The sequence below is a fragment of the Rhodococcus sp. JVH1 genome (assembly GCF_000280725.2).
Lineage (GTDB): Bacteria > Actinomycetota > Actinomycetes > Mycobacteriales > Mycobacteriaceae > Rhodococcus_F > Rhodococcus_F jostii_A.
This window is the reverse complement of sequence record NZ_CP166289.1, coordinates 3,613,685-3,633,854: the sequence shown is the minus strand read 5'-3', so window position 1 is coordinate 3,633,854 and position 20,170 is coordinate 3,613,685. Positions and strand designations below refer to the sequence as shown.

Below are 20,170 nucleotides of genomic sequence, written 5' to 3'. Positions count from 1 at the left end.
CGTGAGTGGCAAAGTGTGCTGGCGCACGCTTTGCCACTCACCTGTGATCGGAGGGCGAACATGAGTACCGAGTCCTGGAAGGACGTGCTGTCGCGATCGCAGCTGCACGGGATCCTCGAGGTTCTCGAGCTGTGCAGCGAGATCGACGACGCCGACGACTACAAACGGACCGTCGTGGAATCCATTGCGACGGTGTTCCGCGTCCGCGATGTCACGTTCTTCTTCGGGCCGACGTACGCCGACATCTTCGCCGACCCGGAGCCGTTGCTGACGGGCGCCGCCTCTCCGCTGCTGCACGAGTATCACGCCCGGTGGCGGGACAAGGACATCTTCGCGCTTCCCGAGGCACGCCGCTCGCTGACCGATACCGGGTTCATTTCCCTGGACCACCTGCACACGCTGCCCGCGCCGCAACGCTCGTACGTCGAGGACTACCTGCACCCGCACGGGATGGGAACGGCGTCGGCGCTGCACCTCCGGCTCGCCGACGGCGAGGCTCTGGTGGGCATGTTCGATCGTGAACGGAGCTGGGATGCGAGCGAGACTCTGGCGGTGCGGGTTCTCGCTCGCCAACTCCGCGCCCAGAGTAGGTCGATACGGCTGGCGGCGGTGGGGGACGACGGCACCGTCGATCCGCTGGGCAGTCTGACTCCACGCCAGATGCAGGTGGCCGAGCTGGTGAGCGACGGTTTGAGCAACAGCGAGATCGCCGGGGTGCTCTCGCTGTCCGAGTTCACCATCAAGAAGTATGTGAGCCGGATCTTCGAAACCACCGGTATCCGGAACCGGGCTTCGTTGGCTGCGTGCGTGCTTCGGCGAGAACAGCGACCTACGGTGTGAGCGGCGCGTAGGCGATGACCGTCAGTCCGTGGGGAGAACGAAGGACCACACGGCACTCGTGGTCGCCGACGGTCGGCTCACCCGCGTCCCACCCCGCCTCTCGCGCGAGTGCCGCGGCCGCGGCGACGTCGCGTGTCTTCCCCAGAAGGCACCAAGGCGGGACATCTGTTTCGTCGGACAAGCACAGCGTCGTGGTGTCGGTCGAAAACTTCGCCCACGCCCGCCCGTCGCTGAGGCCGGCCGGTCCGAGGATCTCGATGAGGTCGCCGAAGGTCCCCGCCCAGCGCGAGGTCGAATGCAGAATCGAGATCTTCTCGAACACGTGAGTCAAAGGGGAGTGTTCCATGGGGTCTCCTGACGCTGATCAATGATGGGCAGTGAGCAGTGCGTGGGTGAGGCGGTGGCCCAGCCGATCCCGCTTGGTCGAAAGGTAGTGGGAGTTGTCGTCGTTCGGTGCGGTCTCGAGAGGCGTGGTGTGGGCGACGGTGATACCGGCCGCAGCGAGGCCGGCGGCCTTGGCAGGGTTGTTGCTGAGCAGGTTGATGCAGTCGATGCGGAGGTCGCGGAGGATTGCTGCGGCGTCGGTGTAGTCGCGGGCATCGACGGGCAAGCCGAGTTGCAGGTTGGCGTCGACGGTGTCGAGGCCCAGTTGGTCCTGCAGTTGGTAGGCGGCGATTTTCGCGGCCAGTCCGATGCCGCGGCCTTCGTGCCCGCGAAGGTACAGCAGGACGCCGCGGCCGGCGTCGGCGATGCGTTCCAGTGCGGCGGAACGTTGGGGGCCGCAGTCGCAGCGCCGTGAGCCGAGGACGTCACCGGTGAGACATTCGCTGTGGACGCGGGTGAGTGCAGTGGTGCCGGCCGGCTGACCGAACACCATGGCAAGGTGTTCGATTCCTGTGTCGGATCGGTAGGCGACGGCCGTGAATGCGCCGTGGTCGGTGGGGATGACGGCGTCGGCGCAGCGGGCGACGGACCGAATAGGTTCCGCCGTGTTCACGCGGGGGTGAGCTGGTGGAAGGTGGAGGTGTAGAACAGCAGCGGGTCGGGGGTGTCGGTGGCGCCGAGTTCGACGACGCGGCCGACGACGAGGTCGTGGTCGCCGACGGGTTGGACGAGGTCGATGTGGCAGTCGATCCAGGCGTGGGCGCCGGCGAGGCGCGGTGATCCGGTGGTGGCGGGGGTCCAGTCGATTCCGTGGAACTTGTCGGTGCCACTACGGGCGAAGGCGCGGCCGAGTTCGTGTTGGTCGGCGGAGAGGATGTTGGCGCAGAAGCGGCCGGAGGCGGCGACCTTGGGGAAGGTGGTGGAGCCGCGGCCGACGAAGAAGGCGACGAGGGCGGGGTCGAGGGAGACGGAGCTGAAGGAGCCAACGGTCAGTCCGACGGGGTTGCCGGTGTCGTCGAGTGCGGTGACGGCGACGACGCCGGTGCAGAACTTCCCGAGGACGGTGCGGTAGGCGTCCGCGATGTCTTCGGGGGTGGTGGCGATGATGTGCGGTTCGGTGGGAGTTCGCATCGGTACCTTCTTCGGTGCTGATGGTCAGAGCCCGCCGAACAGGGGGCGGACTCTGACCGAGGTCTATCCGTGGATGGAGGGATTCGAGACGATGATCGACAACTCGTCGAGCGCAGCGCGATAGATCGACTCGATCGCCGTCGCCAGTTCCGATTCGGCAGCCTCCGAGCCAGCGGAGAAGTTCGCGGACCAATCCACCGTGCACTCCTCGGACGACACGCCGAGTACGGAGATGGTGGACCGGTACTGCTCCAACGGAAGCGGGCCGTCGATGTACTCGTAGGTGTATCGGCGTTCGCTGTCGCTGTGCTCGGCGATCCGCTCACGGGCCGGCTGACCGTCCGCGAAGACGATATGACGGATCTCCTGCTCCATCCGGGAGGCCGCCACCGACGGAATCCATCCGGCGATGGCGCCGGGGTCACCGACCCGGGCCCACACCGTGTCGGCGCCGACGGGAAACTGCTGGTGAATGTTGATCTCCGCCATCGGTCTACACCCGGCCCAACTCGGCCTCGTACTTCTTCGTCATGTGTTCGACGGCCTTCCGGTGCTCGTCCGCCTGCCCCTCCCGTACGCGGCGGGCCCTCTCGTCCGCGTCGAGCAGCGGCTGCGCCTGGCCCTGGAAGAACGGCATGACGTCCTGAGCGAACAGCTCGTACGAGCGCGCCGTGGCCTGCGGATTGGCCCAATCATGCCCCTGCAGAAGGAAAGTGCCGAAACCGCCGGACTGATCGATCAGACGCTGAACCTGCGCGCGGGCCTCTTCGGCGGTACCGATGACGCCGATCCCGGAGTTGTTGATGAAGTCGATCATCTCGCGTTTGTTCTCGCCCTCGACCGCCATCTGAGGGAACGCGGCAACGTGCTGCAAGTACTTGAACCAGTGCTCGATGCCGTGCTCGACGTCACGGTAGGCCTGTTCGCGGGTTTCGGCGATGTGGAAGGGGCCCACCAGTCGCCACTTCGAGCGATCGACATCCTCGCTTCGGCCGGCCAGCGTCGCGAATTCCTCCAGCATTCCCCAATGGTGTTGCAGGGCACTGAATCCGTCCGCAGTCAGCGTCGCGGCGATCGAGAGCAGACCGATTCCGTGGTGACCCGCCAACCGCGCCCCGGTCGGCGACGCGATCGCGGCCACGACCACGTCGAACAGGGGCGAGGAATACGGTGCCATCTGAATTCGAGCGTCGACGAGCTCATGCGTCCGCGTCTTGGCGCTCACGGTCTCGCCTCGCAGCAGACGCATGATGATGTCGGCGTTCTCCGCGAGTAGTTCACGGGTGTCGATCTGCGACAGACCGAGCATCGCTGCATCGGTCGGCAGAGATCCGGGACCGAGGCCGAACATGACGCGTCCGTGGGTCAGATGGTCGAGCATCACCATGCGCTCGGCCGCCCACAGGGGATTGTGGTACGACACCGACGTCACGCCCGTGCCCAACTTGATTCGACTGGTCCGTTCGCCGGCTGCGGCGATCATGATCTCCGGGGAGGCGTAGATCTCGGAGCCCGCCGAATGGTGCTCCCCGAACCAGGCCTCGTCGTAGCCCAGCCTGTCGAGCAACTGAACCAGCTCCAGGTCGCGCTGCAGCAGCAGCGTCGGATTCTGTCCCGGGGTGTGGATCGGCGCCAGAAACGTTCCGAACTTCAACTTGCTCATGATCACTCCTGTGTGACGGGGGCAACAGTGAGTGAAACGGTATGGCCGTGCGTACAGCGGGTGTAGTCCTCTAAAGAAGACACTTCGCACCGCGCGGGAGATCAGCGGGACAGTCGGCGCTGCCTCGCGTTGGCGGCGCCGACGAGCGCGCGCAGTGCCTGCGGCGCCCGCTTCGCGGTGCGCAGGATGGCCTGGTCGATCATCCCCAGCTTCGGCGCGAGTCGCGGAACGGTCCGGGGCGCGTGGTCCGCGTCGGTGAGGGAGTAGAGGGGCCAGCGGTCGGGCACGCCCTTGAGGTCGTGTTCCCCGGCGTCGGCGAACCGCAGTCCCGACCCCACCACGAGATCGCGCACGGTACGTGACACCAGCACTTCCCCGGCGCGGGCCGTCGCTCCGATGCGCGCGCCGATGTGGACGGTCATCCCGCTGACGTCGGGACCGTTGCGCTCGACCTGCCCCGTGTGGATGCCGGCCCGCACCTCGAGTCCGAGTTCGGCGGCGCCGTCGACGACCGCCCGCGCGCACCGGACCGCGGACGCGGGACCGTCGAAGATGCTGAAGGTGCCGTCGCCGGCGACGTTGAGGAGGCGACCACCTGCCTTCTCGACCTCGTCGCGGACCTGCCACTCGTGCGCGGCCCGGAGGTCGCGGTAGGCGGCGTCGCCGATCCGCGCGAGCACCTCGGTGGACCCGACGACGTCCGTGAACAGTACGGAGGCCAGGTATCGGCCGGCGTCGGATGCCGGGTGCCCACCGGTGGCCAACTGCTCGACGTGGTCGATGATCGGCTTCCAGGCCTCCCCGAGCGACGCGCCGGGAGGCGACGGCGGCAACAGGTGGAAGCTGCCGCCCGGGATGCGGTCCGCGACGTACTGCGCGGCGGCCACCGGCACCGGACTACCGGGGACCAGTATCGCCCGCGCCGGGCATTGGATGGACGGCAACGTGTCGGAGTAGTCGAGCCGGAAGATCCACTCGAGGTGGGCCTGTGCGACCGCAGGTGTCGCGGAACTGCGTTCGAGCATCGCCATCAGCCGACGGTTGAACGCCGAGTCCTCCCGGGGATCCCACAGGGGTACCGTGCCGCCCGACCCCCAGTTCCGGGCGGCCGCGCGCCACCCGTCGACGAAGTTGTCGCGTTCGGCGTCGCTCCAGCCGGAGGGATGGTCACCGCCCAGGAGGCGTTCTGCGAACGGCTGGATCAGGACGACGCCGGTGACCCGTTCCGGTGAGCGGGCGGCGACGAGTGCGACGGCACCGCTCCCGCTGGCCACCCCGACCAGCACGGCCTGCCGCATCCCGACCTCGTCCATGATCGCGACGATGTCGTCGGCCTGCTGCTCGAGTGTCGGCAGATGTTCGACCGGGTCGGACAGCCCCAGCCCCCGCTGCTGGAAGTACACCGTGCGGGCAAACGTGCTGCCCCGTTCCATCAGGTAGTGGATCTGCGGGTCCGTCCACATGAGGTCGAGGTGCATGTTGATCTCGAACAGCCACACCACGTCGCGTTCACCCGCGCCCACCACCTGGTATGCCAGCGCATGTCCGTCCCGCTGCACGTAGCGGACTGCCGGTGGGTCCATTTTCCCAGCGTAAACGCATGTGAGTGGCAAAGTGGGCGTCCGCACACATTGCCACTCACCTGGGGATGGTGCCCAACTCGCGGGCCCTGGCGATTGCGGAGGTCCGGGACTTGACGCCGAGTTTGCCGAAGATGTGGACGAGGTGGGACTTCACGGTCGTCTCGGAGAGAAAGAGTTCCTTACCGATCTCCCGATTGGATCGCCCGGCAGCCACCAACGTCAGAACCTGGATCTCCCGTGGGCTGAGGCTGGTGGCAGGTCGGCGTACACGCGTCATCAGTTTCGATGCCACGGCCGGGGAGAGGACGCTGTCGCCGGCCGACGCCGCGCGGACGGCGGCGAGGAGTTCGGGCGGGGGAGTGTCCTTCAGGAGATACCCGGCGGCGCCGGCCGCGACCGCGTCGAGGATGTCGGCGTCCGTGTCGTAGTTGGTGACGACCAGCACGTGCGGTGGGTTCGGCAGAGACCGCAGGTTCCGGGTGGCGTCCACGCCCGAGGTGCCGGCGCCGAACCGGAGGTCCATGAGCACGAGGTCGACCGGAGTCGTCGCGCACAACGCCACGGCGGTGTCGGCGGTGGCAGCCTCGCCGACCACCTCGATGTCGTCCTCGTGCTCGAGGAGGGCGCGCAGGCCCGCGCGAACGATCGCGTGGTCGTCGGCGAGCAGTAGTCGGATCATGCGCCGACCTCGAGCGGGAAGGACACCGCGACCGCGGTCAGTCCTGGTTCCGACTCGACCGACATCGACCCGTCGAGCAGCTCGACGCGACGGCGAATCGAATTCAGCCCGAACGCTTTCGACGGTTCACGGTCGAGGAGTTCGGCATCGAAGCCGATGCCGTCGTCGACGACGTCCAACCGGACCGCGTCCTCGTAGTAGGTGAGAGTGACCGCCATCCGGGATGAATGCGCGTGCCGGACCACGTTCGACACCGCACCCTGTGCAATCCGCACCAACGCCGCCTCGACGGGCATCGGCAACCGCACCGGCTCCCCCTCGACCACGGCAATGGTGTCGAACGTGTCGCTCCTCGCCTGCGTGCAGATCCGCGCGAGCGCGTCCGCGAGTGACTGCCCGTCGAGGACGGCGGGTGTGAGATCACCGATGAGCTGCCGGGTTTCGGCGAGGCTGTCGGCGGCCGTCTCCCGCGCCAATCGGATACGGTCCCGGGCGGGGTGGTCGGGGGCCGCGCGCTCGGCGGCGTGGAGCAGCATCTGAATGCTCGACAGATCCTGCGCGACGGTGTCGTGGATCTCGCGTGCGAGCCGCTCACGTTCGGCCAGGGAGCCGGCGGCACGTTCCTGCTCGGCGAGTTCGGCTCGGGTTCGGGTCAATTCGTCGATGAGGCGATCGCGTTCGACCGCCTCCCTGTACAACGCCCGGTAGCCGAGGCCGATCGCCACCGCGACGCACGCACCGATCACCGGACCGACGACACCCGCGACGCTCCAGCCGCGGTGCATTCCGGTACCCACGACCGCCACGACGGTCGCGGCTGCGACCGCAAGGACTCCCCAGCGTCGCGGCAGCAGATGCAGGTACAGGAAGAACAGCCCGAACGCGAGATAGGCGGCGTCGGGGGCGAGGACCATCAGCGCCACCCACAGTGCCGTCAGCGCTGCGAGCCACCACGTCCCGCGCAGCCGACGCGTCGCTCCCGCCGCGTACACCGCGAGGAACGCCACCGACAGCACCACGATCGCCGGTGCCTGTGGTGCGTCCGGAAGGACGGCGCGCAAGATCACGACTGCAGTGAGCGCCGCGATCAGCGCATGCAGTCCGAGTTGGAGTCCCGCGAACACGGGCGTGAGAGGGGAGCGGTGCACCCCGCCCAGCTTATCGACGCGAGCGAACCCGGCATCCATCGAAAGTCGGAACGCGCACCCGACCTTCGACCACCGAGAATTCCACCCCACGTGCGATGGAACCGTGTCGTGCCCGGGGCACGGTGAGTTCGGAGGCCGTGAGCGCCGCCCCGGCCCGTATCGACTGCGGCGCCGGTCGTGATCTGGAGAGGACCATCTGTGTTCGTCGCATCGAGAGACCTGCGTGCCGCGCGTGGTCGCTTCGCGCTGATATCCGTCGTCGTGGTGCTGATTGCGCTGCTCGTCACGTTTCTCAGCGGTCTCACGGCCGGACTGCGTCATCAGAACGTGTCCGTCGTGGAACGCATCGACGCGGAGTCGGTGGTCTTCGCCGCCTCCGCCGACGGTCCGTCGTTCGACGAGTCCGCGCTGACGTCCGAGCAGGTGGCCGTCTGGCGGCGGAGCGCCGACTCGGTGCAGCCGATCGGCGTCGGACGAGGCTCGGCGTCGGCGGTAGGAGGAGCGGCGAAGGGGGTGGCGCTAGTCGGCGCGGACGGCGGTGTGGGCGACCGTGCACCGTCCGCGCCGGGAACCGTGATCCTCGGGGCCGGCGCGGCGCGATCCCTCGGCGTCGGCGCCGGCGACAATCTCACCGTCGGCGACATCACCTTCACCGTGACCGCAGTCCGCGGCGACGACTGGTACGGCCACAGCCCGGCCGTGTGGATGACGCTCGCCGACTGGCAGCACGCGAACCCGCGTGGGGGTGCGGCGACGGTGCTCGCGGTGGCCGGCGGGGACGACGCCACGAACGCCGTCGCGGGGACGACCTCCCGAAGTGTGGCCGACTCCTTCTCCGCCATCGGCTCCTATACCTCCGAGAACGGGTCGCTGACGTTGATGACGGTGATGCTGTTCGCGATCTCCGCGCTGGTGATCGGCGCGTTCTTCACGGTCTGGACCCTCCAGCGGACCCCCGATGTCGCGACGTTGAAGGCGCTCGGCGCGTCCACCGGGTCGCTCGTGCGGGACGCGCTCGGGCAGGCGCTCGTCGTCCTGCTCGCCGGCGTGAGTGTCGGTGTCGGGATCGCGGCGGTGGCCGGGTCGATGATCGGCGATGCGGTGCCGTTCGTGCTCGACATCTCCACCACTGCGCTGCCCGCCACCGCCCTCGTCGGGCTTGGCCTCGTCGGCGCCGCGTTCGCGCTCCGCTTCCTGTTCACCACCGACCCCCTCACCGCCCTCGGGAGCACACGATGACCACACCCGCCCTCACCCTCGACGACGTCACCCTCACCTACCCCGACGGCGCGGGACGCGTCACCGCCCTCGACTCGGTATCGCTGACCGTCGGCCGGGGTGAGATCGCCGCGATCACCGGTCCGTCCGGTTCCGGAAAGTCGACGCTCCTCGCGGTGGCGTCGACGCTGATCCGGCCCGACTCGGGCTCCGTCCGGCTGGGCGCCACCGAACTCACCGCGCTGAGCCGCCGCGCGGCGTCCACACTGCGCCGCGACCGGATCGGCATCGTGTTCCAGCAGTCCAACTTGGTGTCGTCGTTGACGGCCCTCGAACAACTGGAGGTGATGGCGCATCTCGGGCAGAGGTTGTTCGTGCCGCGGCGGGCAGGGCGCGCGAAGGCTCGCGATCTGCTCGACGCCGTCGGCCTCGCAGACCACGCCGGGAAGAGGCCTGCGCAGTTGTCCGGTGGGCAGCGGCAGCGGGTGACCCTGGCCCGGGCGCTGATGAACGATCCGTCGCTGCTGGTCGTCGACGAGCCGACCAGCGCGCTCGACCAGGAACGCGGCGCCGCGATCATGGATCTGATCCTCGGTGTCGTGCGAGAGCGCGAGGTCGCAACGCTGCTGGTGACACACGACCACACGCATCTGTGCAGAATGGATGCAGTCCACCGCGTAGTCGACGGCTCCCTCACCCGTGAGCACTTGTTAACCGCGGAAGGTTAATAAGTACGCACAGGTGTGAATAACATGTTTCTTCCAAAGTCAAGGGTTGACGTTTCTCATGTGCGTAAGATTACATCTTAGTGGTAAGCCTTTGAGGGCTTAAGTAAATGCCTCGACCCGACCCTGAGGATGCTCATGACGACGGTATCGCCCGCCATGGCTGCCACAGCTGAGATGATCAGCGCCCGACTCGAACGCCTGCCGATGAGCAGGTGGCATATCAAGGCCCGCGTCATCGTCGGCGCCGTCACGTTCTTCGACGGCTTCGACCAGTTGATGATCGCGTACTCTCTCCCCGTCCTCATCCCCAAGTGGGGTCTGACCCCCGGCGACATCGCCTGGGTGATCGCCATCGGCGGCATCGGCATGCTCGTCGGCGCCCTCGCCGGCGGCTGGTTCGCCGACCGCGTCGGCCGGCTCAACGTCATCATTTTCTCGCTCGCGCTCTACGCAGTGATGAGCCTCGGCATGGCGTTCACCGACAGCCTGATGCTCTTCCTCGTCTTCCGATTCGTGCAGGGTATCGGCCTCGGCGCCGAGGTCCCGGTGGCAGCGAGCTACATCGGCGAGATCACCAAGGCCCACAAGCGCGGACGATTCGTGCTGCTCTACGAGGTGATCTTCCCGATCGGGCTCGTGATGTCGGCAATCGTGTCGGCGTGGGTGGTCCCGAACTACGGCTACAAGATCCTGTTCGCGCTCGGTGCGCTGCCCGTCGTGCTCCTGCCGCTGCTGTGGAAGCTGCCCGAGTCGCCGCGCTGGCTCGCGTCCCGTGGCCGCTACGAAGACGCGCACAATGCCATGACCCGCATCGAGAACGAGATCACCGGAAAGTACGGCAAGACGCTTCCGGCTCCGCAGCCGCTGCCCGCCGTCACCGTCGATCCCCGCCGCGGAACCTTCGCGGAGGCCTTCCGGGGTATCTACCTGCGTCGCACTCTCATGCTCGCGGCCATCTGGGGCTGCGCCTACTTCGTCAACTACGGCATCGCGTCCTGGCTGCCGACGCTGTACCGATCCGCATTCGACGTCAGCGTCGACACCGCCCTGCACTACAGCATCGTCACCAGTGTCGCCGGCCTGATCGGCTGCATCCTCGTCGCGTTCCTCATCGACAACCTCGGTCGCCGCATCTGCATCACGGCGTCGATGGTCCTGTGCTCGTCGCTGCTCTTCCTGCTCGCCGCCTCCGGCGCCGACACCGCGACGAAGGTCCTGTTCTGGTCGGCCGGATCCGCCCTGTTCGTCTTCGCGGTCAACATGGCGCTCTACGTCTACACCGCGGAGCTGTACCCGACCCGGATGCGAGCCATCGGCTGCGCGATCGGCGGAGCGAGCGGACGCCTCGGCATCATCGTCGGTCCCCTCGCCGTCGGCGCCATCCTCGACGGGGGCGGCACACTCACCGTCGTCTTCGGAATGTTCGCCGCGGTCGCAATGATCGGTGCCCTCGTGGTCGGCTTCTTCGCCGTCGAAACCCGCGAAAAGACCCTCGAGGAGATCTCCCAGTGACCATCCTCGACACCGCACCACACACACTGCCGTTCATCCCGGTCGCCGACCGGATCCTCGTCGCCGGGCAGTGGCGGCAGGCGAACGGCCCCGCCTTCGCGGTCACGGACCCGTCGACCGGCGAAACGCTGCAGGTGATTCACCAGGCCACTGCCGACGACGCCGACGAGGCGGTCCGGAAGGGCCGCGCCGCCGCCGACGACCCGGCGTGGCGCGCGCTGCTCCCGCACCAGCGGGCGAAGTACCTGCACAGCATCGCCGACGCGATAGAGGCGAACACGTCCCGGCTGGCGCTGCTGCAGAGCTACAACACCGGTAAGACGATCGCCGAGACCACGGCACTCGTCGGCAGCGCGGCGGGCACGTTCCGCTACTTCGCCGCCGTCCTCGAAACCGCGGACGACGACCTCACCACCCCGCGCGGCAACTTCCTCACGATGAGCGTTCTCGAGCCCATCGGCGTGGTCGGCGCCATCGCACCGTGGAACTCGCCGGTGGCCAGCGACGCGCAGAAGATCGCGCCCGCTCTGGCGGCTGGCAACGCCGTCGTCCTCAAGCCCGCCGAATGGACGCCGCTGGTGTCGCTGGAACTGGCGCGGCTCATCGACCAAACACAACTGCCTGCCGGCCTGCTGTCGGTGCTGCCGGGCAAGGGCTCGGTGGTCGGCGACGCGATCGTCACCCACCCCGGTGTCGGGAAGGTGACGTTCACCGGCGGCACCAACACCGGACGGTCCATCGCGCACGCGGCAGCCGACAAGCTGATGCCCGTATCGTTGGAACTCGGCGGCAAGTCGCCGACGATCGTGCTGGACGACGCCGACCTCGACGCCGCCGTCCACGGCGTGATGTACGGGATCTTCTCGTCCACCGGGCAGAGCTGCATCGCCGGATCCCGGCTGTTCGTCGACCGCCGCATCTACGACGAATTCCTCCGGAAACTGGTGGCCAAGACGCAACGACTGCGACTCGGGCCCGGCCGCGACCCCGGCACTCAGGTCGGGCCGATGGTCCACCGCAAGCACCGCGACAGCGTGGCCGCGTACGTCGACCTCGCCCGCGAAGAGGGCGGACGAGTGCTGTGCGGCGGGGCGATCCCCGACGACGACCGGCTCCGCGACGGCGCGTACTACCTGCCGACGATCATCGACGGGCTCCCCAACAATTCACGCACGTGCCAGGAGGAGATCTTCGGACCCGTCCTCGTGGTCCTGCCGTTCGACGGCGACGCGGATCTGGTTGCACAGGCCAATGATTCGGTGTTCGGACTGGCGTCGGGAATCTGGACGGGCGACTACCGCCGCGCCTGGAAACTCGCCCGCCGGCTCCAGGCCGGCACCGTGTGGATAAACACCTACAAGCAGTTCAGCATCTCGACGCCGTTCGGCGGCGTCAAGGAGAGCGGACTCGGGGTGGAGAAGGGGCGCAGCGGTATCGCCGCCTACTCGCGGCAGAAGAGCATCTACTGGGGCCTCGACGAGGAACCCAATCCCTGGGCTGACTGAAGCTTGCTCGCCGAATGTCACACGGGTTCCGCCTGACTGAACCGCTGTCACATCGGCCCACGGGGAAGCTGAAGTAGTAGGTCGTCCGGAAAGAAATTCTCGTCAGCTCTGTACGGCCTATTACTTTAGCGCTAAGATATTGAGACCTAAGCAACTGGAGGCATGCGATGAACCAACCCATAGCCCGGCTGCGGTGCCTGCGCTCCGTCGAACTGCGCACACAGGCCAGCATCGAATCCACCGACTTCTACTCGGAGGTGTGGGGACTGCGCGTGGTCGAGCAGGGCACGGACGGTGCCTGGCTGCGGGGGACCGGTGAGCACCACCACGCGCTGCAACTCACCCAGGCCGAGCGGAACGGCCTCGGCCGCATCACGTTCGCCGTCGCCACGCCGGCCGAGGTCGACGAGGCCGCCCGGCGACTCGAACTCCGCGGCGTCCCGGTCGTCAGCGGCCCGGGGCCGGTCGACGATCTCGGCGGCGGCTACGGCGTGAGCCTGGTCGACCCCGAGGGTCGCGTCGTCGAACTGCTCGCCGACGCGCTCGCCGTCCCGAAGCTCGGTCGCGAGGACGCCGTCCCGGTGGGCGTCACGCACGTCGTCCTCAACACCGTCGACATCGACGCCGCGGTGACGTTCTACTGCGACGTCCTGGGCATGCGGGTCTCCGACTGGTCCGAGCACCAGATGGCGTTCCTGCGCTGCAACACCGACCATCACAGCATCGCGTTCAACCAGGCCGAGTGGACGTCGGTGAACCACGTCGCCTACGAGATGCCCACCGTCGACCACTTCATGCGCGGCATCGGCCGGCTGCGTCACCACGGCACCGTGCCGCTGTGGGGTCCGGGCAAGCATGGCCCCGGCGACAACACCTTCTCCTACTTCGCCGACCCGGCAGGGCTGGTGTGCGAGTACACGTCCGGCATCGCACAGGTCGACGAGGACCGGTGGCTGTGCAAGGTCTGGCGCCGGGTTCCGGAACTCTCCGACCTGTGGGGCACCGCGGGCCCGCCGTCCAAGCAGGTCCGCGACCACATGGCCGGCATCCCCGACCCCGGTGCGTTCGAGCGGTTCGACCTCGGGCGGGCGTCGTGACGCACGTCGTCGAATCCGGTTCCGGCCCCGCGCTGCTCATGCTGCACGGGATCGGGGGCGGCGCAGACAGTTTCGCGCCGCAGTTCGACGAACTGTCGTCGTCGCTGCGACTGCTGGCCTGGGACGCTCCCGGATACGGCCGCAGCGACGACCCCGGCCGTCCGTTCGACCTCGACGACTACGCCGACGCCGCCGCCGACGTGATCCGCGACCGGTGCGGCGACGCGGGAGCGCACGTCCTCGGAATGTCGTGGGGCGGCGTGATCGCCACCCGGCTGGCTATGCGGCACCCCGCGCTCGTGCGGAGTCTGCTGCTCGGCAGTTCCACCGTCGGCTCGGGAGCGGACGGCGACGCCGCCGGCCGGATGCGCGCCCGGGCCGCGACGCTCGAGCAGGAAGGTGCGGAAGCTTTTGCCGCCGAACGGGCCCCGCGGCTGTTGTCCGGGACCGCCGCCGACGACGTGACCGCGAAGGCCACGGCGATCATGGCGTCGTCGATCCGCCTGCCCGGCTACGGGTACGCCGCCGAGTCGATGGCGGCCACCGATCACACGGCCGATCTGCCGAAGATCGACATCCCCACGCTCGTCCTCGGCGGAGACGAGGACAGGGTGACCGGGGTTCCCGCGAGTCAGGTTCTCGCAGGCGGAATTCCGGGCGCCGTGTTCGTCACCATCCGGGGTGCCGGACACCTCGCGAACCAGGAGCGGCCGGAGGCCTTCAACGCCTGGGTCGAATCCTTCATCCACATCACCGAACGCCTACGCAACCACCTCTAGAGAAGGAGCACGACATGACACTCGAATACGGCACCGCCGATCTGAAGGAATTCACCGACTCGCTGATCCTCACCCGTGGCTCCCGCCACGAGGACTGGGACACCCTGGGTTTCCAGGCCAAGGCCGGCGACCAGTTCAAGCGCGCGCAGATCCGCTACGTCGGCTCCGGCGCGACGGGTAACCACGAGAGCGACAACCGCACGATCGGATCGCGCGGATTCACGTTCTCCAACATGCTGCTTCCCCCCGGTGCCGAGGGCCCGGAGCACACCCACCATGACGCCGAGGAAGCCTTCTTCGTCCTCGAGGGCGAGGTGGAGGTCGGTGTTCACCGCGACGGCCAGGTGGAGAAGCGCACCCTCGGCTACCGCGACATGATCGTCGTCCCGGCCGGTGTTCCGCGCAGCCTGAAGAACAACGGCGACAAGGACGCTCTGTTCTGCGTCATCATCGGCGCGCAGAAGCCGCAGATCCCGACGTACCCCGAGACGTCGGCCATGCACGGCGTGACGCGGGACTGACCGTGAATCTCGACGGCCGCAGCATTCTCGTCACCGGGGCGGGGCGGGGTCTCGGTCTCGCCCTGGCCCGCCGGCTCGGCGAGGACGGCGCCACCCTGTGGCTCGCCGACATCCGCGAGGACTGGGGCGAGGACGCGGCGGCAAGCCTGCGCGCCGACGGCGTCAAGGCACAGTTCGTCCGGGTCGATCTCCGCGACGCGGAGTCCGTCGACGCGATGGCGGCGACCGTCACCTCCGGTGGCCCGCTGTACGGCCTCGTCAACAACGCGGCCCTCGCGGACGGCGTGGGCGGCAAACCGATTCACGAACTCGATATCGACGAGTGGGACCGGGTGCTGGGCGTCAACTTGCGCGGCACGTTCCTCGTGAGCAGGGCGATCGTTCCCTCCATCATCGGGAACGGAGGCGGACGAATCGTCACCATCGGCTCGGACGCCGCCCTGTACGGTTCGCCGCGTCTCGCGCACTACATCGCGTCCAAGGGTGGGGTGGCCGCGCTGACCCGCGCCATGTCCCGCGACCTCGGCCCGCACGGTATCACCGTCAACACCGTCTCGCCCGGTCTGACCGAAAGCGAATCGGCGCAGAAGGTTCCGGAGCACCGGCACGAGCTGTACCGCCTGGGTCGTGCGCTCGAGCGGCCGCAGCAGCCGTCGGATCTCGTCGGCGCCGTCGCGTTCCTGATGGGACCCGAGGCGTCGTACATCACCGGCCAGCAACTCGTCGTCAACGGCGGATTCGTCCTGCACTAGAGAAGGGGACCACGTCGTGGACCTGCAACTGAAAGACCGCACCCACCTGGTGACCGGCGGAAGCTCGGGAGTCGGGCTCGCCACCGTCGCGATGCTGCTCGAAGAGGGTGCCAACGTCGTCACCTGCGCGCGCGACCGCGACCGGCTCGACTCCGTGATCGCGCCGCTGCCCGGCAGCGACCGCGTCCTCACCGCGTCCTGCGACGTCCGGGACCCGGCCGCGGTCGCCGCGCTGGTCGACGCCGGAGTCGCCCGATTCGGCGGCCTCGACGGTCTGGTCAACAACGCAGGCAAGTCCCGCATGGTCCCGCGCGGCGAGGCGACCCTCGACGACTGGCGTGACGAACTCGACCTCAAGTTCTCCAGCGTCCTCAACACCGTCGAGGCCGCCCTGCCGGTGCTGCGCAAGTCCGACGCCGCGTCCATCGTCAACATCTCGGCGGTGCTCGCACGTCAGCCCGAGCCGCGGCTGGTGACCACCAGCGCCGCCCGGGCCGGGCTGCTGAACCTCAGTAAGTCGCTGTCGCTCGAACTCGCCGCCGACGGCATCCGCGTCAACTCGGTGTCGCTCGGACTGGTCGACACCGGCCAGTGGCGGCGCCGCTACGAAGAGTCGGGCACCGACGCCACATTCGCCGAATGGGAGGCGGAGATCGCCCAGGACCGCGGTATCGGCCTCGGCCGGTTCGGCCGCGCCGACGAGGTGGCCGCCATGATCGTGACCCTGCTGTCCCCACGCTCGTCCTACGTGACGGGCACCAGCCTCGACGTCTGCGGAGGCGTCGCGCGCTATGTCTGAGAGGAACACCATGTCTGCAGGAAACGACAAGCAGGTGGGTAATGGGGGTGACCTGCTCGTGAAGGTGCTGCGCGAGGCCGGTGTCGACACAGTCTTCGGCATCGTGAGCGTCCACAACCAGCCCCTGGTGCAGGCGGTCAGCAAGCACCTGCGGTTCGTGCCGGTCCGGCACGAGGCCACCGCGGTCAGCGCCGCCGACGGGTACGCCCGGGCCACCGGCGGACTCGGCTGTGCTCTCACGAGCACCGGCACCGGTGCCGGCAACGCGGCCGGGTCACTGATCGAATCGCTCAGTGCCGGAACGTCGGTGCTGCACGTGACGGGCAACGTCGAGAGCCGGTACCTCGGCTCGGGTCGCGGCTTCATCCACGAGACCAAGGATCAGCTGGGGATGCTGACGGCGACGTCGAAGCACGCCGCCACCATTCTCGACACCGACAGCGCCGGAAAGGTGTTGCGGGAAGGCGTCGCTGCCGCGCTCGCCGCGCCCGGCGGCCCGTCGAGTATCGAATGGCCCATCGACCTCCAGTACGCGGAACACGTCATCGACGTGCTCGAACCGGTGTCGGAGTCGCCGCGCACACCGGACGTCGACGAGTTGGCCGTGGCCTTCGCCCTGCTGCAGTCGGCGGAACGCCCGGTGATCTGGGCGGGCGGCGGTGTCGCCACGGCCGGTGCCGAGCTGACCGAACTGGTGGAGCGGTGGGGAGTCCCGTTGCTCACCAGCAACTCCGGGCGCGGCGCCGTGCCCGAGGACCACCCGCTGTGCATCGGCAACTACGGCAACACCCCCGTGGGGCGCGAACTCCTCCAGGATGCCGACCTGCTGCTGTCGCTGGGTACCCACTTCCGGTCCAACGAGACCGGCGACTACTCCATGCCCGTTCCCGCCGTGCACATGCAGGTCGATATCGACGCGGCCGCGATCGGACGCGTCTACCCGGCGCAGGCCGGGGTCACCGCCGACATCGCCACGTTCCTCCGGCAGCTGTCGCGCCTCGCGCCCGTCGACGCCGCCTGGACCGAACGTGCCCGCACCACCCGCGAACTCGTCCGCAGCAAGCAACGCGCCGGACTCGGCGATCACGCGGTGCTGTGCGACGCCGTGCGTGCCGCGTTCCCGCAGGATTCGGTGATCGCCCGCGACGTCACCATCGCGTCGAGTTCCTGGGGAAACCGGCTGCTGCCGATGTTCGACCCCAAGTCCAACGTCTTCCCCCGCGGCGGCGGCATCGGGCAGGGCCTGGGCATGGCCATCGGTTCCGCACTGGCCGACGAGACCCGGCCAACCCTGGCGCTCGTCGGCGACGGCGGCCTGGCCGTCCACTTCGGCGAGATCCTGACCATGGCGCAGGAGAAGCCGTGGCTGGTGCTGCTCGTGTTCAATGACGGCGGCTACGGCGTGCTGCGCAACATGCAGAAGGGCGGCGGCGACGACACCTACGCCGTCGATCTCGTCACCCCCGACTTCCCGTTGCTGGCGCAGTCCATCGGTGTGCCCTACCTGCGGATCGGTGCCGCAGGCGAGGCCCACGACGTGCTCGCCGACGCCGTGTCGCGGCAGGCGCCGGTGATCGTCGAGGTCGATCTCGTCGCCTACGGCGACATGCCGGCACCGTTCACGCCTCCCGTCACGGTGCCCGGAAAGGGTGCACAGTGACCACGGTCGCCGTCTGCGGCGGCGGCATCGGTGGACTGGCGACGGCGATCGCCCTCCGCAAGTTCGGTCTCGACGTCACGGTCTACGAACAGGCGCGGCAGTTCGCGCGCGTCGGCGCCGACATCAACCTCACCCCCAACGCGGTCCGGGCTCTCGACGGACTCGGCATCGGGCCGGCGATCCGCGAATCAGCCGCCCGGCCCCAGTTCCGGATCAGCCGCACGTGGGACACGGGAGCCGAAACGTCCCGGCTGCCGATGGGCGACAGCGCGGAACAGCACTACGGCGCACCGCAGTTGACCATGCACCGGGGCGACCTGATGACCGCGCTCGAGAACCGGCTGCCGTCGGGTGTCGTCGAAATGGGTCGCCGGGTCAGCGGCGTCGCCGAAGGCCGCATCGAGTTCACCGACGGCAGTACGGTTTCCGCAGACGTGATCGTCGGTGCCGACGGGATCCACTCCGCGGTCCGAACCTCGCTGCTCGGGCGGGAACAACCGACGTTCACGGGGGTCGTGGCGTTCCGCGCAGTCGTCCCCACCGAACGCGTCGGCAACCTGCCGAACCTCGACTGCTTCACCAAGTGGTGGGGGCCGGATCCGTCCACGCAGATCGTGACGTTCCCCCTCAACCAGGGCAAGGACATCTTCGTCTTCGCCACCTGCGCGCAGGAGGAGTGGACCGAGGAATCCTGGACCACACCGGGATCCGTCACTGAACTACGCGAGCTGTACCGCGACTTCCACCCCGATGCGCGAGCCCTCCTCGACGCCTGCGACGACGTCCTGAAATCCGCTCTCTACGTGCGCGACCCGCTGGCATCGTGGACCGACGGACGCTCCGTGCTCCTCGGCGACGCGGCCCATCCGATGATGCCGTTCATGGCGCAGGGCGCCGGCATGGCCATCGAAGACGCCGTCGTGCTGTCCCGCTGCCTCAGCCTGTTCGGCGACCCCGCAGTCGCGCTGCAGACCTACCAGGACACGCGACTGCAGCGGACCTCACGCATCCAGCGGGGCTCCCGGTCCAACGAATGGCTGAAGGTCGCAGGCAGTGGCGACTGGGTCTACGAATACGACGCCTGGCACGTGCCACTGGAGTTGGCCGCCGCCCGAACGGACGCATGAATGGAAGCCGTCGGCGGACACGCTCTGTCGAGGCGGCGGGCGCTGGCCCTGCTGGGGTCCGCCGCCACTGCCGTCGCCGCGACGAGCTGCGCGTCCCACACCTCGGACGCGCAGCCGAGTGGCGCGACGCCACCGGATGCCTACGAGTTGTCCGGTGACGTCGACGGTTACGCGACGACGCTGATTCTGCTCGGCACGGCAGCCGGTCCCATCGCCGTGCCGGGGCGGAGCGGCACGTCCAGTGTGCTCGTCGTCGGCGACAGACCGTATCTGATCGACGCGGGTCCCTGGTCGAGCCGAAAGCTGATCCAGGCTGGTATCGCCGCGGATTCGCTCGGTGGCGTCTTCGTCACGCACATGCACAGCGATCACATCGCCGACCTGTTCAACGTCTTCTGGCTGCCCGGCGGGACACCGTCCTACACGTTCCGCGACGTGGTGCCGGTGTACGGCCCCGGCTCGGCGGGCAGATTGTCGGGGTGCGTCCGCCGACAACACGGCGCCGGAGATGGAACCGTTCCCGGTGTTCGAAGACGACCGGGTCCGGGTCACCGCGACGCTGGTTCCGCACGGCCCCGTCTATCCCTCGCTGGCGTACCGGTTCGACACGGAGGACGGTGCGGTCACGTTCTCCGGCGACACCGCGAAATCGGCGAATGTCGTCCGGCTCGCCCGAGGATCCGACATCCTCGTCCACGAGGTGATCGACGTCGACTTCTACGCGCAGACTTCGGGTCCCGCACTGGTCGAGCACATGATCAGGCGCACTCCACCGCGCAGGACGTCGGGCGCGTCGCCACGGACGCGGATGTCCGTCAGGTGGTGCTCTCCCACATCGGGCCGGGCGACCCCCGGCAGGTCACCGACGACCAGTGGGAACGAGGCGTGAAGTCCACGTTCGCCGGCACCGTGACAGTCGGGCACGATCTCGTCCGGATCGGCGTCGGGCAGCGGCGGTAGCGCCATCTCGGACCGGCAGGATCTTGCGCGCCGCCGCTGTCCCGAGAAGGCTTGTCCTCACGACACCGTGACGTGATCGGAGCC

At 68.3% G+C, this 20,170-nt stretch carries 21 protein-coding genes; 13 read left to right on the top strand and 8 right to left on the bottom strand.

Annotation, left to right across the window (positions count from 1 at the left end; translation table 11 throughout):
• Positions 1-60: 60 nt before the first annotated feature.
• Complete coding sequence (locus JVH1_RS16645; protein ID WP_009477049.1) at positions 61-840, top strand: LuxR C-terminal-related transcriptional regulator; 780 nt, start codon at positions 61-63, stop codon at positions 838-840.
• Here the strand turns inward: JVH1_RS16645 and JVH1_RS16640 are convergent.
• The 8 genes from JVH1_RS16640 to JVH1_RS16605 all read right to left on the bottom strand — a co-directional run bounded on the left by JVH1_RS16640 (position 830) and on the right by JVH1_RS16605 (position 7,467).
• Positions 830-1,186: a hypothetical protein gene (locus JVH1_RS16640; RefSeq protein ID WP_009477050.1), complete on the bottom strand. Its 357-nt coding sequence runs from the start codon at positions 1,184-1,186 to the stop codon at positions 830-832. The genes JVH1_RS16645 and JVH1_RS16640 overlap by 11 nt on opposite strands.
• A gap of 18 nt (positions 1,187-1,204) precedes the next feature.
• Positions 1,205-1,837, bottom strand: a complete 633-nt coding sequence (ribA, locus tag JVH1_RS16635; RefSeq protein ID WP_009477051.1) for a GTP cyclohydrolase II — start codon at positions 1,835-1,837, stop codon at positions 1,205-1,207.
• Positions 1,834-2,355, bottom strand: a complete 522-nt coding sequence (locus tag JVH1_RS16630) for a flavin reductase family protein (protein ID WP_009477052.1) — start codon at positions 2,353-2,355, stop codon at positions 1,834-1,836. Before JVH1_RS16630 ends, ribA begins: the two co-directional genes overlap by 4 nt.
• 63 nt (positions 2,356-2,418) lie before the next feature.
• On the bottom strand, positions 2,419-2,844 hold the full coding sequence (locus tag JVH1_RS16625; protein WP_009477053.1) for an SRPBCC family protein: 426 nt from the start codon (positions 2,842-2,844) through the stop codon (positions 2,419-2,421).
• 4 nt (positions 2,845-2,848) lie between these two features.
• Positions 2,849-4,018, bottom strand: coding sequence for an LLM class flavin-dependent oxidoreductase (locus JVH1_RS16620; RefSeq protein WP_009477054.1), 1,170 nt, complete (start codon positions 4,016-4,018; stop codon positions 2,849-2,851).
• Between the two features lie 101 nt (positions 4,019-4,119).
• Positions 4,120-5,601, bottom strand: a complete 1,482-nt coding sequence (locus tag JVH1_RS16615; protein WP_009477055.1) for an adenylate/guanylate cyclase domain-containing protein — start codon at positions 5,599-5,601, stop codon at positions 4,120-4,122.
• A gap of 55 nt (positions 5,602-5,656) precedes the next feature.
• On the bottom strand, positions 5,657-6,280 hold the full coding sequence (locus tag JVH1_RS16610; protein WP_009477056.1) for a response regulator transcription factor: 624 nt from the start codon (positions 6,278-6,280) through the stop codon (positions 5,657-5,659).
• Positions 6,277-7,467 (bottom strand): sensor histidine kinase, encoded by a 1,191-nt coding sequence (locus JVH1_RS16605; RefSeq protein WP_043780471.1) that lies wholly within the window; start codon positions 7,465-7,467, stop codon positions 6,277-6,279. Before JVH1_RS16605 ends, JVH1_RS16610 begins: the two co-directional genes overlap by 4 nt.
• Before the next feature lie 159 nt (positions 7,468-7,626).
• Here JVH1_RS16605 and JVH1_RS16600 point away from each other — a divergent pair, with 159 nt between their 5' ends.
• The 12 genes from JVH1_RS16600 (at position 7,627) to JVH1_RS16545 (ending at position 20,086) form a co-directional block, all read left to right on the top strand.
• A complete protein-coding gene (locus tag JVH1_RS16600) occupies positions 7,627-8,667 on the top strand; it encodes an ABC transporter permease (protein WP_009477059.1) in 1,041 nt (346 codons plus the stop codon).
• Complete coding sequence (locus JVH1_RS16595) at positions 8,664-9,374, top strand: ABC transporter ATP-binding protein (protein WP_009477060.1); 711 nt, start codon at positions 8,664-8,666, stop codon at positions 9,372-9,374. Before JVH1_RS16600 ends, JVH1_RS16595 begins: the two co-directional genes overlap by 4 nt.
• A 129-nt stretch (positions 9,375-9,503) precedes the next feature.
• On the top strand, positions 9,504-10,886 hold the full coding sequence (locus tag JVH1_RS16590; protein WP_043780474.1) for an MFS transporter: 1,383 nt from the start codon (positions 9,504-9,506) through the stop codon (positions 10,884-10,886).
• Positions 10,883-12,391, top strand: coding sequence for an aldehyde dehydrogenase (locus tag JVH1_RS16585; RefSeq protein WP_009477062.1), 1,509 nt, complete (start codon positions 10,883-10,885; stop codon positions 12,389-12,391). Before JVH1_RS16590 ends, JVH1_RS16585 begins: the two co-directional genes overlap by 4 nt.
• Before the next feature lie 167 nt (positions 12,392-12,558).
• The gene (locus JVH1_RS16580) at positions 12,559-13,488 is read left to right on the top strand and encodes a VOC family protein (RefSeq protein ID WP_009477063.1); all 930 of its coding nucleotides are present in this window, start codon (positions 12,559-12,561) and stop codon (positions 13,486-13,488) included.
• Positions 13,485-14,267: an alpha/beta fold hydrolase gene (locus JVH1_RS16575; protein WP_009477064.1), complete on the top strand. Its 783-nt coding sequence runs from the start codon at positions 13,485-13,487 to the stop codon at positions 14,265-14,267. The genes JVH1_RS16580 and JVH1_RS16575 overlap by 4 nt, the downstream gene beginning before the upstream one ends.
• A 14-nt stretch (positions 14,268-14,281) precedes the next feature.
• On the top strand, positions 14,282-14,788 hold the full coding sequence (locus JVH1_RS16570) for a cupin domain-containing protein (RefSeq protein WP_009477065.1): 507 nt from the start codon (positions 14,282-14,284) through the stop codon (positions 14,786-14,788).
• Between the two features lie 2 nt (positions 14,789-14,790).
• Positions 14,791-15,540, top strand: coding sequence for a 3-oxoacyl-ACP reductase family protein (locus JVH1_RS16565; RefSeq protein WP_009477066.1), 750 nt, complete (start codon positions 14,791-14,793; stop codon positions 15,538-15,540).
• A gap of 16 nt (positions 15,541-15,556) precedes the next feature.
• A complete protein-coding gene (locus tag JVH1_RS16560) occupies positions 15,557-16,339 on the top strand; it encodes an SDR family oxidoreductase (RefSeq protein ID WP_009477067.1) in 783 nt (260 codons plus the stop codon).
• Complete coding sequence (locus JVH1_RS16555) at positions 16,332-17,999, top strand: thiamine pyrophosphate-binding protein (RefSeq protein WP_051033741.1); 1,668 nt, start codon at positions 16,332-16,334, stop codon at positions 17,997-17,999. The genes JVH1_RS16560 and JVH1_RS16555 overlap by 8 nt, the downstream gene beginning before the upstream one ends.
• Positions 17,996-19,126, top strand: a complete 1,131-nt coding sequence (locus JVH1_RS16550) for an FAD-dependent monooxygenase (protein WP_009477069.1) — start codon at positions 17,996-17,998, stop codon at positions 19,124-19,126. The genes JVH1_RS16555 and JVH1_RS16550 overlap by 4 nt, the downstream gene beginning before the upstream one ends.
• The gene (locus tag JVH1_RS16545; protein ID WP_009477070.1) at positions 19,127-20,086 is read left to right on the top strand and encodes an MBL fold metallo-hydrolase; all 960 of its coding nucleotides are present in this window, start codon (positions 19,127-19,129) and stop codon (positions 20,084-20,086) included. It begins immediately after the preceding gene.
• The last annotated feature ends 84 nt before the right edge of the window (positions 20,087-20,170 follow it).